Origin of the sequence: Cryobacterium sp. TMT1-2-1, from assembly GCF_004403955.1 — a bacterium.
Lineage (GTDB): Bacteria > Actinomycetota > Actinomycetes > Actinomycetales > Microbacteriaceae > Cryobacterium > Cryobacterium psychrotolerans.
Genome location: NZ_SOHC01000029.1, coordinates 56,166 through 71,376, shown reverse-complemented (window position 1 = coordinate 71,376; position 15,211 = coordinate 56,166). Strand labels below are relative to the sequence as shown.

Below are 15,211 nucleotides of genomic sequence, written 5' to 3'. Positions count from 1 at the left end.
GCCCCGGTGGCGCCCCGGCCGGAGCTCCCGGCTTCGGCCCGCCCCGCCCCGCCGGCGGTGGCGGCGCGGGTGGCCGCGGTCGCGGACCTGGTGGAGGAACCGCCGGTGCATTCGGCCGCGGTGGCGGCAAGAGCCGTGCCCGCAAGTCGAAGCGCACGAAGAGGCAGGAATTCGAACTGCGCGAGGCCCCGTCGCTGGGTGGCGTGAGCGTACCCCGCGGCGATGGCGGAACCGTTGTTCGCCTGCGTCGCGGTGCCTCGATCACCGACTTCGCCGACAAGATCGACGCGAGCCCTGGAAACCTCGTCACCGTGCTCTTCCACCTCGGTGAGATGGCCACGGCGACCGAGTCCCTCGACGAGGCCACGTTCGACGTGCTCGGCGAAGAGCTGGGCTACAAGATCCAGATGGTCTCGCCCGACGACGAGGACCGCGAACTGCTTCTCGGCTTCGACATCGACATCGATGAGGAACTGGCGGAGGAGACCGATGAGGAACTCGTCGCACGTCCCCCCGTTGTCACCGTCATGGGTCACGTCGACCACGGTAAGACCGCGCTCCTGGACGCCATCCGTAACGCCAAGGTTGCCGCGGGCGAAGCCGGCGGTATCACCCAGCACATCGGTGCCTACCAGGTCGTCACCGAGCACGAGGGCATCGAACGCGCCATCACCTTCATTGACACCCCGGGCCACGAGGCGTTCACCGCCATGCGTGCTCGTGGTGCGCAGGTCACCGACATCGCCATCCTCGTGGTGGCAGCCGATGACGGCATCATGCCGCAGACGATTGAGGCACTCAACCACGCGCAGGCAGCCAACGTGCCGATCGTGGTCGCGGTGAACAAGATCGACAAGCCCGGCGCCAACCCGCAGAAGGTGCGTCAGCAGCTGACCGAGTTCGGCCTCGTCGCCGAAGAATACGGTGGAGACGTCATGTTCGTCGACGTGTCGGCGAAGAACAAGGTCGGCATCCAGGAAGTCCTCGACGCCGTCCTGCTCACCGCGGACGCCGGGCTCGACATGCGCGCCAAGCCCGACAAGGATGCTCGCGGCGTGGCCATCGAGGCCAAGCTCGACAAGGGTCGCGGTGCGGTTGCAACCGTGCTCATCCAGTCGGGAACGCTGCACGTCGGAGACTCGATCGTCGCCGGAACGGCTTATGGCCGCGTCCGCGCAATGGCCGACGAGAACGGTGTGCCGGTCCTGGCCGCAACCCCGTCCCGTGCCGTCCAGGTGCAGGGTCTGTCGAGCGTCCCGCGCGCCGGCGACACCTTCCTGGTCATCGATGACGACCGCACCGCGCGCCAGATCGCCGAGAAGCGTGAAGCCGCCGAGCGCAACGCCCTGCTGGCCAAGGCCCGCAAGCGGATCAGCCTCGAAGACTTCACCCGTGCACTCGAAGAGGGCAAGGTCGAGTCGCTCAACCTCATCATCAAGGGTGACGTGTCCGGTGCCGTTGAAGCACTGGAAGAGTCGCTCCTCAAGATCGAGGTCGACGAGTCGGTGCAGCTTCGGATCATCCACCGCGGTGTCGGTGCCGTCACGGAGAGCGACGTCAACCTCGCCACCGTCGACAACGCCATCATCATCGGGTTCAACGTTCGCCCCGACACGAAGGCGCGCGAGCGCGCCGCCCGTGAAGGCGTGGACGTGCGCTTCTACTCCGTCATCTACAACGCGCTCGAGGACATTGAGAGCTCCCTCAAGGGAATGCTCAAGCCCGAGTTCGAAGAGGTGCAGAGTGGTGTCGCCGAGATCCGCGAGGTGTTCCGTTCCTCCAAGTTCGGAAACGTCGCCGGTGTCATCGTTCGCTCCGGAACCATCACCCGAAACGCCAAGGCTCGCGTCATCCGCGAGGGCGTCGTGGTGGGGGACAACCTGGGCATCGAGTCGCTGCGTCGCTTCAAGGACGACGTCACCGAGGTCCGGACGGACTTCGAGTGCGGTATCGGCCTCGGCAAGTTCAACGACATCCAGGTCGGCGACGAGATCGAGACGATCGAAATGAAGGAAAAGCCGCGGGTCTAATACCCGTTGCTTCAGGGGTCTCCGCGATCCTCCCCCTAAAAAGGGAAGCGAGCGGGGACCCCTGGAAAGCTTAAGAGCGTCAGAGTTTTGGGAAAAGGGAGTTAGTCATGGCAGATCCGGCACGCGCCAGGAAGATGGCGGACCGCATCAAGGTCATCGTGGCCAAGCGTCTCGAACGCGGCCTCCGCGATCCGAGACTTGGTTTTGTGACCATCACGGACGTCAAGGTGACCGGCGACCTGCAGCACGCCTCGGTCTTCTACACGGTCTACGGCAACGAAGAGGAGCGCACGGACAGCGCCGCGGCGCTCAAGGCCGCCACGGGCATGCTGCGCAGCGAGGTGGGCAAGAACATCACCGCCAGGCTCACGCCGTCCCTCGAATTCATCGCCGACGCCATCCCGGAGAATGCCGCGCTGATCGACGACCTCCTGCGTGAGGCGCGCGACCGCGACACCGAGGTGGAGCAGCTTGCCCGCACGGCCCAGTATGCCGGCGACGCAGACCCGTACAAGTCTCGCGATCTGGAAGAAGCCGACGACGACGACGCCGACGATGAGGACGCCGATGACGACGACGACGCAGACGAGCCCGTGTCCCGCGGGGCGCACGCCGCCGACTAATCCGTCGGCCGCCACTCACTGATCGACACACCGAGGGGTCGCAGATCGACCTTCGTTGGCCGGTTGAAGGTCGATTTGCGACCCCTCAGGCGCGACCGATCCGCCGTTAGTGCGGCAGGGTGTAGCCGCCCGGCGCCCGGACGGCGAGTCCGTCGGCCAGGAGGCCGACCAGGGCGCGCCCGCGCTGGGCCCGGTCGGGCCAGAGTCCGTCGATCTCGGCATCCGTCACCGGATGCCGCGTCGCCCGCAGCTCGGCCATGATCAGCCCGCGCACCTGCCGGTCGCTTCCCGCGAATTTCTTCTGCACGGGCTTGCGAGGCCCGGTGCTTTCCGGGTAGCCCGCCGCCCGCCAGGCGCACGCATTCCGAATCGGGCATACGTCGCAGCCGGGCTTCCGGGCGGTGCAGACCAGGGCGCCGAGTTCCATGATCGCCGCGTTGAAGGCGGCCGCCTCGCCTCGGCTCTCCGGAAGCAGCACCGACATGGCTTCGAGGTCGCGCCGCCCGGACGGCGGAGCGGGTTCGCCCTGGCCGCCGACGGCCCGCGCGATGACCCGCCTCGTGTTCGTGTCGACGACCGGATGCCGGTGTCCGTACGCGAAGGCGGCGACCGCCCTGGCCGTGTAATCGCCGATCCCGGTGAGGGCCAGCAGCGCGTCGACGTCGTCCGGAACCTCACCGCCGTGGCGCTCGGTGATCTCGACCGCGGCAGAATGCAGCCAGAGTGCGCGCCGCGGGTAGCCGAGGGTCGCCCAGGCGCGCACCGCCTCGCCCGGAGGCACGGCTGCCAGATCGGCTGGCGTGGGCCAGCGATCGAGCCACTCCTCGAGCCGGGGGATGACGCGACTGACCGGGGTCTGCTGCAGCATGAATTCGCTGACCAGGGTGCCCCAGGCGGAGAAGCCCTCGCGGCGCCACGGCAGATCCCTGCCGTGGGCGTCGAACCAGGCCGTGATCGACGGGGCGATGGAGGGCGTGTGGGCGGCGGCGTTCACCCTTCCCAATCTAGGGTCGATTCGCGACGTCAGTCTCCGAACCCGTCCACGCCTCCCCGCCGAACTGTGAGTTTGGCACCCTAAACGCCCAGGGAAGGTGCCAAACTCACAGTTCGGCGGAGGGATACGACGGAGGTCAGGGGGCGGAGGCGGCGAGGGACGGGGAGGGGGCGGCTAGAGGGGGAGGGCGTCGACGCGGGCGATGACGTCGGCGGGGGTCAGGGAGGCGCCGCGAGTCTCGACCTCGTGCACGAGGGCGGTGAGCAGCGCGTTCACCGGCGCGGCGACGCCGGCGATGCCCGCCTCCCGCACGATCGCTCCGTTGAGGAAGTCGATTTCGGTGCGCTGGCCGCGGCGGATGCTCTGCTGGGTCGAGCCGAGGTTCGGCACGTTGCCCATCCGCGCCCGCATCATCCGCGGCAGCAGTTGGCCCAGCCACAGCGGCAGCAGCGAGAATACCCGCAGCCGCCGATGGCCGAGCCCCTGCAGCGCGCCGAAGTGCACGCCTCGCTTCAGACCGACGCGAACGGCCTCCCGCATGCTCGCCGTCATCACCCGGCGCAGGCCGGCATGGTCGACGACCGCCTGCACGCTCAGCCCGGTGATGGCCGGCAGTGCGTTGAGCATGTTCACGATCAGCTTGGTCCACTGGGCGCCCACGAAATTGTCGATGGCAGTGACCGGCACCGCCTCGGCAAGCACGGCCTGCCATGCGCGCGCAAGCGCGTCGGCCGGGCCGCTCCCGCGGCCGAGGTAGCTCGGAGCCGCGGTCGTCACCGTCACCCGACCCGGTTCGGTGTAGTTGGCCGCGATGATCACCAGGGCGCCGAAACAGTCGGAGTGGGGGAGCAGCCGTTCCGCCGTGCTCACCCCGTCCAGGCCGTTCTGTACGACAATCACCGGCGACCCGTCGATGAACGCGGCGTTTGCCGAGATGGCGGCCGCGGCATCCTGAGCCTTGGTGCAGACCAGGGTCAGCTCGGGCGTCTCCACAAGCCGCTCGAGGGCGCGCGGCCTCGCCTCCGCGTCGCCGAACGCGCCGGACAACCGGATGCCGTCGGCGCGGATCGCAGCCAGGCCGGGGCCGCGCGCGGTGACGGTGACGTCGTGGCCGGCTCGGGCGAGCAGGGTCGCGAACGTGCCGCCGAGGGCGCCCGCTCCGATCACCGCGATTCTCACGGCTCACATCCTACGGGGGCGGCGCTGGTAGCCTCGACGTGTGACCAGCGGCCTCCTCCTCATCGACAAGCCGCAGGGCTGGACCAGCCACGACGCGGTCGCCCGCACCCGGCGCCTCGCCGGAACCCGCAAGGTCGGCCACGCCGGGACGCTCGACCCGATGGCGACCGGCCTGCTCATCCTCGGCGTCGACAGCTCCACCCGCCTGCTCACCTACATCGTCGGGCTCGACAAGGAGTACCTGGCCACGATCCGGCTGGGCGCGTCGACGACGACGGATGACGCCGAGGGCGAGCAGCTCGTCCGCGCCCCCGCGGAGACCGTTGCGGCCATCCGTCCGGGGGCCGTCGAGGCCGGCATCGCCACTCTCACCGGTTTCATCAGCCAGCAGCCGAGCGCGGTGAGCGCGATCAAGGTCGACGGCAAACGGGCCTACGCGCGCGTGCGGGACGGCGAAGACGTCGAACTCCCGGCCAGGCCGGTCACCGTCAGCGTGTTCGAGCTCCTCTCGAGCACCGCGGTGGACGGATTCCTCGACCTGGAGGTGCGGGTCGTCTGCTCCTCCGGCACCTACATCCGTGCCCTCGCCCGCGACCTCGGCGCCGCGCTCGGCGTCGGCGGACACCTCACCAGCCTGCGCCGCACGCGGATCGGGCCTTTCCGGCTCGAGGCGGCCCAGCCCCTCGACGAACTGGACGTCGCGTCCGCGCTGATCGGTCCCGCCGACGCGGCAACGCGGCTGCTCGGCCGCCTCGACCTCAGCGAACAGCAGGCGATCGACCTCGGCCACGGCAAGCGCATCACCGTCGACCCGGCGGGCAGCCAGGCGGGCCCGATCGCGGCGATCGCGCCCGACGGACGTCTGATCGGACTGGTCGAGTACCGCGGCGACCAGGCGAAATCGCTGATCAACTTCCCGCCCGACAAGGCCGCGCCCGACAACGCCGCGCCCGACAAGGCTGCGCCCTCGGATCAGGCGGATGTCACATGATCGAGTGGTTCGCCTGGCTACAGCTGGCGGTCGCGGTGCTCGGCGGCGCTCTCTGCGTCGGACTCGGGCTGGCCGGCCGTAAACCGACCGACCTCACCATGGGGGCGACCGCCCTGGTCGAGGTGCTGCTCCTCGCGCAGCTGGTCGTGGCCGTCGTCGCCCCGCTCACCGGCAACACCGCGAGCGGAAGCCTGCTCGAGTTCTACGTCTACCTGATCAGCGCCATCCTGCTGCCCCTTGCCGCCGGGCTGTGGGCGCTGATCGAGCGCAGCCGCTGGAGCACGGTCATCCTGGGCGTGGCGTGCCTGTCCGTCGCGGTCATGCTCTACCGGATGCTGCAGATCTGGACAGTGCAGGCCGCCTGATACTGCGATAATTGCCTAGCGATGACTGAACTACGGCCCCAGACAGCTGCCCGACCGAATCGAGTGACCGGCGTCGGCCGACTCCTGATAGCCGTGTACGGGGTGCTGGCGCTGGCCGCCACGGGGCGCTCCTTCGTGCAGATCGTCGGAAAGTACGACCAGGCCCCACTGGCCTACTCGCTGTCCGCGCTTGCCGCGGTCGTGTACATCGTGGCCACGGTCGCGCTCGTCAACCGGGGTCGCGGCTGGTACCGCACGGCCTGGATCACGATCACGTTCGAGCTGCTCGGCGTGCTCGTCATCGGCACCCTCAGCCTCGTCGACCCCGCCCTCTTCCCGCACGACACCGTGTGGTCGGTCTTCGGCCGCGGGTACCTGTTCATCCCGCTCGCGCTGCCTATCCTCGGGATGTGGTGGCTGGCCCGCCACCCCGTGGCCGGGGTCGAGCCCGTGACGAGCGACTCATGAAGACGTTCCACGGGATAGCAAGGATCCCGGCCGACTGGCCGGCATCGGCGGTCAGCATCGGCAAGTTCGACGGCGTCCACGTCGGCCACCGGGCCGTGCTGACCGAGTTGAAGACCGTCGCCCGGGCGCACGGACTTGTTGCCGTCGTCGTGACCTTCGACCGGCATCCGCTGGCCCTCTTGTCGCCGGCCACCTGCCCGGAGGCGCTCCTCAGCTCGGGGCAGAAGCTCGAACTGCTGGCCGAGACCGGCGTCGACGCCACGGTCGTGCTGGAGTTCAACGAGGCCCTCGCCTCGCTGCCGCCCGAGGAGTTCATCGAGAAGGTCCTCGTCAAGGCGCTGCGCGTGAGGCAGGTCCTGGTCGGCCGGGACTTCCGATTCGGTGCCAAAGGCGCGGGCGACGTCACCCTGCTGCAGCGACTCGGCCGCCGCTTCGGTTTCGACGTGCGGCTGGTCGACGACGTCAAACCCGACGAGGTCACCAGGGTCTCCTCCTCCGTGGTTCGCGGGCTGCTCCTGGCGGGCGAAACGCAGGCCGCCGCCGAGCTGCTCGGGCACGTTCACTCCGTACGCGGAGTCGTCGTTCACGGTGCCGCCCGCGGCCGCGAGCTGGGCTTCCCCACCGCGAACCTGTCGCCCGACTCCGAGGGGCTCGTGCCGGCCGACGGCGTCTACGCGGGCTGGCTGACGGATGACGGCACCCGGTACCCGGCGGCGATTTCGGTGGGCAACAACCCGACCTTCGACGGCGTGGCCCAGAAGCAGGTCGAGGCCTACGTGCTCGACCGCGACATCGACCTGTACGGCCATGTGGTGGAGGTGGCATTCGAAGAACGCATCCGCGGCATGGTCGCCTTCACCGGCATCGAGCCGCTGATCGCACAAATGCGCGACGACGTGGACCGCGTCCGAGCCCTCCTCGTCTGACCCCCGCCTCTTCCCCCTTCCCACTCCCCGCGAAACCGCAGTCGTGCGCGTTATTCGCGACGTTTAGCGCGCACTACTGCGGTTTCGCGGGAGGGGGAGAGGCGGCGGGAAGGGGAGAGGCGGGGAGGGGGCCTCGATTGAAGAGGAACAGCACGATCTCCTCGGCCGTGCCGGGGAGGGCCGGGCCGCGGCCGACGCTCCAGTCGGCATCCGTGGCCACAAGGGTGCGGCCGTGCAGGACGGCCTTGATCCCGGTGGGTGCGATCAGGCTCCGCCGGAGGGCGACGGCGCCGGAAGCGGTCGGTGCGAGCATCAGGCTGAGCCCGAGCGGGCGGGCGATGTCGTAGCCGTGCACGACGGCCTCGGTGAGTTCGATGATGCCGCAGCGCCCGCGGCCGGCGGCCTTGTCCGCCGCAATCTGCCGGATCCGGGCGACCAGGTCCGCCGGCGCCGCCTCTGCCGCCGCCCGACTCACCACGTCGATTGCCCGGTTCGGATTGACGAAGTGGCCGAGGTAGGCGCGGGCCGCGGTGCGCACGAGGTCGCGGCTGGAACTGCCCAGGCGCCAGACGATGTGGCCGGCGACATCCCTCACCCGCCATTCCGCGCAGAGGCTCGGCGCCTCCCACTGCTCGGCCGCGAGCCCGTCGAGCAGGTCCGCGGTCGCTGTGAGCGTGGCAGTGAGGTGACCGCTCCAGTTGGAGTTCGCGCCGGACTCGTCGCCGGCCGGGCGTCGGCTGAGCGGGAGGTACTTCGCGAGGTCTGCCATGGGTCCAGCCTAGGCGCGGGATACCGGGCGGGGGAGGGCGTCCGGGTCCCTAGACTTGCCCGGTGACCGAAACCCGAGCCCGAAGCCTGTGGGCCGGTCGCACGCTGGCCCTGCTGGGCATCCTGCTCGTGGCCGCGAACCTGCGCACGGCCGTCGCCGCGCTCTCGCCGATCATCACCCGGATCGACGTCGACATCCCCCTCGAAGCCCTGGCCATCGGTGTCGTCGGCATGCTGCCGCCGGTGTGTTTCGCCCTGTTCGGCATCTTCACCCCGATGTTCACGAAGCGCCACGGACTCGAGACCGTGCTCGCGCTCTCGCTCGTCGCCCTGCTGATCGGCCACCTGGCGCGGGGCCTGTCCGGCTCGCTGGCCGTGCTGCTGCTGGGCAGCGTGGTCACCTTCGCCGGCCTGGGCGTCGGCAACGTGCTGTTGCCGCCTTTGGTGAAGAAGTACTTCCCGGATCGGGTCGGCCTGGTGACGTCGTTGTACGTCACGGTGATCTCGTTCAGCACGCTGGTGCCCCCGCTCGTTGCGGTCCCGGTGGCGGATGCCGCCGGCTGGCGCGTCTCGCTGGCCATGTGGAGCGTCCTCGCCCTGATCGCCCTCGTCCCGTGGATCACGATGCTCGTGCGCCACCGCACCCGGAGCGTGCCGACCCCTGTTGTCGAGGAAGCAGAACCGGCCCTCCTCGGCCGGATTCGGCACTCGAGCGTGGCCTGGGCGATCGCCGCCGTCTTCGCCGTCTCGTCCCTCAACGCCTACTCAATGTTCGCCTGGCTGCCCCAGCTGCTGGTCGACCGGTCGCTTGTGACGGAGGGGGAGGCGGGCACCCTGCTGTCCCTGTTCGCGGCCATGGGCATCCCGTGCGCGGTGATCATCCCCGTGCTCACCGCGCGGATGAAGAACGTCGGCCTGATCGTGTACGCCGGCGCGTTCTGTTTTGTGATCGGATACCTCGGCCTGATCTTCGCGCCCGCGCCGCTGACCTGGCTCTGGGTGTCGGCGACGGGCCTCGGCCAGCTGCTCTTCCCTCTCGCGCTCGTGCTGATCAATCTCCGTACCCGCACGCACGAGGGCGCCGTCGCGATGAGCGGCTTCGTGCAGGGAGTCGGTTACACGCTCGGCGCGTTCGGCCCGCTGGTGGTCGGGGTGCTGCACGAGCTGACCGGCGACTGGCTGGCGCCGCTGATCTTCCTCACGGCCACTGCGCTCGCGGTGACCGTCGCCGGCGCGGTCATCGCGCGGCCGCACATGCTCGAGGACGACCTGAACCGGGCCCGCACTCCGGACTAGGGGACCAGTTCGGCGCGGTGGATGAGCGCAGCGGCGCCGATCAGCGGCCCGTCGGCGGTCAGGGCGGAATGCACGACCCTCACCTTCGTCGCGAAGGCGAACTCGGTGCGTTCGGCGATCGCCTCGCGGATGGCGTCGAACAGCTCGGGTGCCACATGCGAGAATCCCCCGCCGATCGCGACGAGGTCCAGGTCGACCAGGTTGGTGGCCGAGGCGATCGCCTGGCCGATGGCACCTCCGCTCCGCCGTACGGCGCGCGCCGCGACCTCGTTGCCGGCCGCGTGGGCGGCAGCGAGCTCCTCGCCGGTTCGGCCGGACCAGCCCTGGGCCCTGGCCCAGGCGACGGTCCGCGGTCCGGAGGCGATCGCCTCGAGGCAACCGCGTCCGCCGCAGGCGCACGGGTCGTCGAACCCGCCGACCTCGACGTGGCCGATGTGGCCGGCATTGCCGGTCGGGCCCGACACCGTCCGGCCGTCCAGGATGAGGCCGCCGCCCACCCCGGTGGAGACGACCATGCCCATCAGGTTGCCGACGCCCTGGCCGGCGCCGAGCCAGTGCTCGGCGAGCGTGATGCAGAGGCCGTCCAGCCGCAGCCGCACCGGGACATCCGGGACGAGCGCCAGCACCAGGTCGCGCAGCGGGAACTCGCGCCAGGCCGGGAGGTTGAGCGGGGAGACCGATCCCGAGGCGACCGTGATCGGGCCGGCGGAGCCGATTCCGACGCCGACGAGGGTCGCCCCGGCCGGCAGGCCGGCCAGCGCCAGGGTGACGGCCGACGTGACGCTGCGCGCGAGCTCCTCGCTGGTGGCGGTCGGTCCGGTGGGGGAGCGGTGCCGGCTCCCCGGGAGCAGGTTCCCCCGGTCATCGACGAGGACGGCTTCGACCTTGGTCCCGCCGAGATCCACGGCGAGAACGGCTCTGATCGGCCCGGTACTTGAGGTCATGGTCCGAGCCTAGGGCGTGACCGGGCAGCCCCTCCTGCTCATATGAGCAATATGCCCCACAGCTGTTGTTCGGATGCTCCGTGACTCCTAGGCTGGGGACGACGCGAATGGAGAGTGCCCCGGGTGATCAATACCGACGAGTTGATGTCCATTCGTGCCGCCGAGCTCTACTACGAAGAGAACAAGACGCAGGATGAGATCGGATCGATCCTGCGCCTCACCCGCTGGAAGGTCGGCCGGCTCCTCGCCCAGGCGAAGGCGAGCGGATTCATCCGGATCGAGATCGTGCATCCGCGCGCCCGGCGGCTTCCCGTCGAACGCCGCCTCCGCGAGTCGACCGGCCTGACGGACGCCATCGTCGTGTCGTCGGTCGGCGTGGCCAACGACGAGGAACTCCAGTCCCGCACCGCGCAGGCGGCTGCCGACTACCTCACCGGACTCCGCCCGATCCCGCGCACCCTGGGCATCAGCTGGGGCCGCACCCTCCACGACGTGTCGCTGCACCTCAAGCACGGCTGGGCCCCCGGGGTCGACGTCGTGCAGATCAACGGCGGCGTCAGCCTGAACAAACGTGCGGGCACCGCCGCGACGACCGCGGTCACCATCGCCCACAAGGCATTCGGCGCGGCGACCCTGCTGCCGAGTCCGGCCATCCTGGAACGGCTGGAAACGAAGCAGGCGATCGAATCGGACCGCGCCGTGGCCGCCGTCCTCGAACAGGCGGCCGGGGCATCCGCATACCTCTACAGCGCGGGCCAGGCCGACGCCCATTCCGCGCTCGTCGACAGCGGCTACCTGAGCCCGGACGAGGTGGCTGAGCTCGTGCGTAGGGGGGCTGTGGGCGACATCGTCGGCCGCTACATCGACAAGAACGGCGACATCGTCGACCCCGAGCTCGACGAACGCACGCTCGGCATCCAGCTTGAGCAACTGCGGCGGGCGACCCTCGCCATAGCCGTGATCTCCGGCGGCGCCAAGCACGCCGTCGCCCGCGCGATCGTCGGCAGCGGGCTCTGCACCGTGCTGGTCACCGACGAAGACACCGCCCGGGCCCTGCTCGGCGACGACGTATGACACACACCAACCGCAAGGACAACTCATGACTAGCAGTCAACTGGCCGCACGCCTGGCCCCCCGCGACCGCACCCTGGCTCTGCTGGGCGGTGAGGCCACCGACGCGAACCTGCGCCGCTACCTGCACGGCATCCCCGGGATCGACGCCGTCGGCCTCGAACAGCGCGCGGCCGACCTCGGCAGCCGTTCGATCAAGACCACCTCGAAGAAGTTGGCGCTCGACACGACCATCGGGCTGATCGACCTCACCACCCTCGAGGGTGCCGACACCCGAGGCAAGGTGCGTTCCCTCGTGGGCAAGGCCCTCACCCCGGATGCCGGCGACCCGGACTGCCCGCGAGTGGCCGCGGTCTGCGTGTACGGCGACATGGTCCCGCACGCCGTCGAGGCCCTCGGCTCCGCCCACGCGGCAGGCACCGGTAACGGCATCGCCGTCGCCGCCGTCGCCACGGCCTTCCCGAGCGGGCGTGCGTCGCTCGCCGTCAAGCTGGCCGATACCGCCGACGCGGTCGCGGCCGGTGCCGACGAAATCGACATGGTGATCGACCGGGGGGCGTTCCTCTCCGGCCACTATGGGCGCGTCTTCGACGAGATCGTCGCCGTCAAGGAGGCCTGCCGGCGGCAAGACGGAAGCCACGCGCACCTCAAGGTGATCCTGGAGACCGGCGAACTCAACACCTACGACAACGTGCGCAGGGCGTCCTGGCTCGCCATCCTCGCCGGCGGCGACTTCATCAAGACCTCGACCGGCAAGGTGGCGCCCGCGGCAACCCTCCCGGTGACCCTGTCGATGCTCGAGGTGGTGCGCGACTGGCACCGCCTGACCGGCGAGAAGATCGGCGTCAAGCCGGCCGGCGGCATCCGCACCTCCAAGGACGCGATCAAGTACCTCGTGACCGTCGCCGAGACCGTGGGCGAGGAGTGGCTCCAGCCGCACCTGTTCCGCTTCGGCGCGTCCAGCCTGCTCAACGACGTGCTGCTGCAGCGCCAGAAGATGACGACCGGGCACTACTCCGGCCCCGACTACGTGACGATCGATTAGGACATCCCATGAACTTCCTTGATTACGCTCCGGCCCCGGAGTCGCAGGCGATCCTGAACCTCCGTTCGGACTACGGCCTGTTCATCGACGGCGAATTCGTCGCCGGACGAGGCACACCCTTCCAGACCATCAACCCGGCCACCGAGAAGCAGATCGCGATGATCGCCAACGCCAATGCGGCGGATGTCGACGCCGCCGTGGCCGCAGCACGCCGCGCCTACACCGGTGCCTGGTCCCGCCTCTCCGGCAGCGACCGCGGAAAGTACCTGTTCCGCATCGCCCGACTCGTGCAGGAACGGGCCCGTGAACTGGCCGTGGCCGAGAGCCTCGACAACGGCAAGCCGATCAAGGAGAGCCGCGACGTCGACGTTCCCCTCGTCGCAGCCTGGTTCTTCTACTACGCCGGCTGGGCCGACAAGCTCGATCACGCCGGGCTCGGCCCGAACCCGGCCTCGCTCGGCGTCGCCGCCCAGGTCATCCCGTGGAACTTCCCCCTGCTCATGCTGGCGTGGAAGATCGCGCCGGCGCTCGCCGCGGGCAACACGGTCGTGCTGAAGCCCGCCGAGACGACCTCGCTGACCGCCCTGCTCTTTGCCGAGATCCTGCAGCAGGCCGACCTGCCGCCCGGGGTGGTCAACATCATCACCGGCGCCGGCGACACCGGGCAGGCGCTCGTCAACCACCCGGATGTCAACAAGGTCGCCTTCACCGGCTCGACCGCGGTCGGCCGGGCGATCGCCCGCTCCGTCGCGGGTACCGACAAGAAGCTCACCCTCGAGCTCGGCGGCAAGGCCGCGAACATCGTCTTCGACGACGCGCCGATCGACCAGGCCATCGAGGGCGTCGTCAACGGCATCTTCTTCAACCAGGGCCACGTCTGCTGCGCCGGCAGCCGGCTCCTGGTGCAGGAGAGCATCCACGACGAGGTCATCGACCGGCTCAAGGACCGCATCTCCACCCTCCGCCTCGGCGACCCGCTCGACAAGAACACCGACATCGGTGCGATCAACAGCGCCGACCAGCTTCGGCGCATCACCGAGCTCACCGCCATGGGGGAGCAGGAAGGCGCCGAGCGCTGGAGCGCCGACTGCGCCATCCCGGAGAACGGCTTCTGGTTCGCGCCGACGATCTTCACCAACGTGTCGACCAGCCACCGCATCGCCCGCGACGAGATCTTCGGACCCGTGCTCTCGGTGCTGACCTTCCGCACACCCGCCGAGGCCATCGCGAAGGCGAACAACACCCCCTACGGCCTCTCCGCCGGCATCTGGAGCGACAAGGGCAGCCGCATCCTGGCCGTCGCCGACAAGCTGCGCGCCGGCGTCATCTGGGCGAACACCTTCAACCGGTTCGACCCGGCCAGTCCCTTCGGCGGCTACAAGGAATCCGGGTACGGACGCGAGGGAGGCCGCCCGGGCCTGGCCGCGTACCTCAAGCCGGCGCCGTACCTCAAGCCGGCGCCGAGCCGTCCGCGTTCGGGCACCGCTCCTGCCGCCTCCGCCACTCCCGCAGCCCCCGCAGCCCCCGCCGTTTCCGCTCGAAAGAAGGCCGCCAAGTGACCCGCCTCGCCATCCCCAAGACCTACAAGCTCTACATCGGCGGCAAGTTCCCGCGCAGTGAGTCCGGCCGCGTGTACGAGATCCTCGCGAAGAAGGGCGACTTCCTCGCCAACGCGGCGAAGGCCTCCCGTAAGGATGCCCGCGAGGCGGTCGTGGCGGCCCGGGCGGCAGTGGGTGGCTGGGCCGGCGCCACCGCCTACAACCGCGGCCAGGTGCTGTACCGGATCGCGGAGCTGCTCGAGGGGCGTCGCGCGCAGTTCGTCGACGAGATCGTGCAGACGGAGGGCGTGAGCGTCGCGGCGGCATCCGCCCAGGTCGACGAGGCCATCGACCGCTGGGTCTGGTACGCCGGCTGGGCCGACAAGTACGTGCAGGTTGCCGGCAACGCGAACCCGGTTTCCGGACCCTTCTTCAACATTTCGGTTCCCGAGCCCACGGGTATCGTGGCGATCGTCGCCCCGCAGGCCGGTGGCTCGCTGCTCGGCCTCGTCAGCGTCGTCGCCCCGGCACTGGTGGCCGGAAACACCGTCGTGGTCATCGCCAACGAAACCATGCCGCTGTCGGCGATCAGCCTGAGCGAGGTGCTCGCGACCAGCGACGTGCCCGGCGGGGTGGTGAACATCCTGACCGGTTCGCCCGCCGAGATCGCGCCCTGGCTGGCCAGTCACGCGGATGTCAACGCGCTCGACCTCGTCGGGGCCGGAGCCATCGACTGGGTCGACCTGCAGATCGCGGCCGCCGAGACGCTCAAACGCGTGCTCCCACCGGAGAACGGCCCGGATGCGGCGACCCCGTCGATCGACCGGATCGTCGCGTTCACCGAGACGAAGACCGTGTGGCACACGAAGGGCCTGATCTAACCCGATCCGATCCACCCGGTGCCGCACGGGGCGGGGTGCACCTAGTCGGTGACCCGCCCGGCCTGGGCGCCGCCGAGGGCCCTGCCTGCTCG

At 69.7% G+C, this 15,211-nt stretch carries 15 protein-coding genes; 11 read left to right on the top strand and 4 right to left on the bottom strand.

Annotation, left to right across the window (positions count from 1 at the left end; genetic code table 11):
• Together infB and rbfA are read left to right on the top strand one after the other, a co-directional pair.
• A partial coding sequence (infB, locus tag E3T33_RS05315) for a translation initiation factor IF-2 (RefSeq protein WP_134574918.1) occupies positions 1–2,030 on the top strand: 2,030 nt, incomplete at its 5' end.
• Positions 2,031–2,137: 107 nt separating this feature from the next.
• Entirely contained in the window at positions 2,138–2,653 is a 516-nt protein-coding gene (gene rbfA / locus E3T33_RS05310) for a 30S ribosome-binding factor RbfA (protein WP_134574917.1), read from the top strand.
• A 106-nt stretch (positions 2,654–2,759) separates the two neighbouring features.
• On the opposite strand, the gene E3T33_RS05305 is transcribed toward rbfA, so the two are convergent.
• Positions 2,760–3,647, bottom strand: a complete 888-nt coding sequence (locus E3T33_RS05305; protein WP_241977265.1) for an A/G-specific adenine glycosylase — start codon at positions 3,645–3,647, stop codon at positions 2,760–2,762.
• A 174-nt stretch (positions 3,648–3,821) separates the two neighbouring features.
• On the bottom strand, positions 3,822–4,826 hold the full coding sequence (locus tag E3T33_RS05300; RefSeq protein WP_092321584.1) for a ketopantoate reductase family protein: 1,005 nt from the start codon (positions 4,824–4,826) through the stop codon (positions 3,822–3,824).
• A 40-nt stretch (positions 4,827–4,866) separates the two neighbouring features.
• Here E3T33_RS05300 and truB point away from each other — a divergent pair, with 40 nt between their 5' ends.
• Genes truB through E3T33_RS05280 form a run of 4 tightly spaced genes read left to right on the top strand, consistent with a single transcriptional unit; the run spans position 4,867 to position 7,576 of the window.
• The gene (gene truB / locus E3T33_RS05295; RefSeq protein WP_134574916.1) at positions 4,867–5,817 is read left to right on the top strand and encodes a tRNA pseudouridine(55) synthase TruB; all 951 of its coding nucleotides are present in this window, start codon (positions 4,867–4,869) and stop codon (positions 5,815–5,817) included.
• A complete protein-coding gene (locus E3T33_RS05290; RefSeq protein ID WP_134476512.1) occupies positions 5,814–6,182 on the top strand; it encodes a hypothetical protein in 369 nt (122 codons plus the stop codon). The genes truB and E3T33_RS05290 overlap by 4 nt, the downstream gene beginning before the upstream one ends.
• Before the next feature lie 21 nt (positions 6,183–6,203).
• Positions 6,204–6,650: a hypothetical protein gene (locus E3T33_RS05285; RefSeq protein ID WP_134574915.1), complete on the top strand. Its 447-nt coding sequence runs from the start codon at positions 6,204–6,206 to the stop codon at positions 6,648–6,650.
• Positions 6,647–7,576 carry a bifunctional riboflavin kinase/FAD synthetase gene (locus E3T33_RS05280; RefSeq protein WP_134476514.1) on the top strand — a complete coding sequence of 310 codons (930 nt, stop codon included), beginning with the start codon at positions 6,647–6,649 and terminating at the stop codon, positions 7,574–7,576. Before E3T33_RS05285 ends, E3T33_RS05280 begins: the two co-directional genes overlap by 4 nt.
• Positions 7,577–7,649: 73 nt before the next feature.
• On the opposite strand, the gene E3T33_RS05275 is transcribed toward E3T33_RS05280, so the two are convergent.
• Positions 7,650–8,345 carry a maleylpyruvate isomerase family mycothiol-dependent enzyme gene (locus tag E3T33_RS05275; RefSeq protein ID WP_134574914.1) on the bottom strand — a complete coding sequence of 232 codons (696 nt, stop codon included), beginning with the start codon at positions 8,343–8,345 and terminating at the stop codon, positions 7,650–7,652.
• Positions 8,346–8,407: 62 nt separating this feature from the next.
• Here E3T33_RS05275 and E3T33_RS05270 point away from each other — a divergent pair, with 62 nt between their 5' ends.
• Positions 8,408–9,640, top strand: coding sequence for an MFS transporter (locus E3T33_RS05270; protein ID WP_092321575.1), 1,233 nt, complete (start codon positions 8,408–8,410; stop codon positions 9,638–9,640).
• Here E3T33_RS05270 and E3T33_RS05265 read toward each other — a convergent pair.
• The gene (locus tag E3T33_RS05265) at positions 9,637–10,584 is read right to left on the bottom strand and encodes an ROK family protein (RefSeq protein WP_134574913.1); all 948 of its coding nucleotides are present in this window, start codon (positions 10,582–10,584) and stop codon (positions 9,637–9,639) included. The genes E3T33_RS05270 and E3T33_RS05265 overlap by 4 nt on opposite strands.
• 123 nt (positions 10,585–10,707) lie before the next feature.
• Here E3T33_RS05265 and E3T33_RS05260 point away from each other — a divergent pair, with 123 nt between their 5' ends.
• Genes E3T33_RS05260 through E3T33_RS05245 form a run of 4 tightly spaced genes read left to right on the top strand, consistent with a single transcriptional unit; the run spans position 10,708 to position 15,119 of the window.
• Positions 10,708–11,658, top strand: coding sequence for a sugar-binding domain-containing protein (locus E3T33_RS05260; RefSeq protein ID WP_134574912.1), 951 nt, complete (start codon positions 10,708–10,710; stop codon positions 11,656–11,658).
• Positions 11,659–11,683: 25 nt separating this feature from the next.
• Entirely contained in the window at positions 11,684–12,700 is a 1,017-nt protein-coding gene (deoC, locus tag E3T33_RS05255; RefSeq protein ID WP_092321572.1) for a deoxyribose-phosphate aldolase, read from the top strand.
• 8 nt (positions 12,701–12,708) lie between these two features.
• Entirely contained in the window at positions 12,709–14,259 is a 1,551-nt protein-coding gene (locus tag E3T33_RS05250; protein ID WP_134574911.1) for an aldehyde dehydrogenase family protein, read from the top strand.
• Positions 14,256–15,119: an aldehyde dehydrogenase family protein gene (locus E3T33_RS05245; RefSeq protein ID WP_092321569.1), complete on the top strand. Its 864-nt coding sequence runs from the start codon at positions 14,256–14,258 to the stop codon at positions 15,117–15,119. Before E3T33_RS05250 ends, E3T33_RS05245 begins: the two co-directional genes overlap by 4 nt.
• Positions 15,120–15,211: the final 92 nt, after the last annotated feature.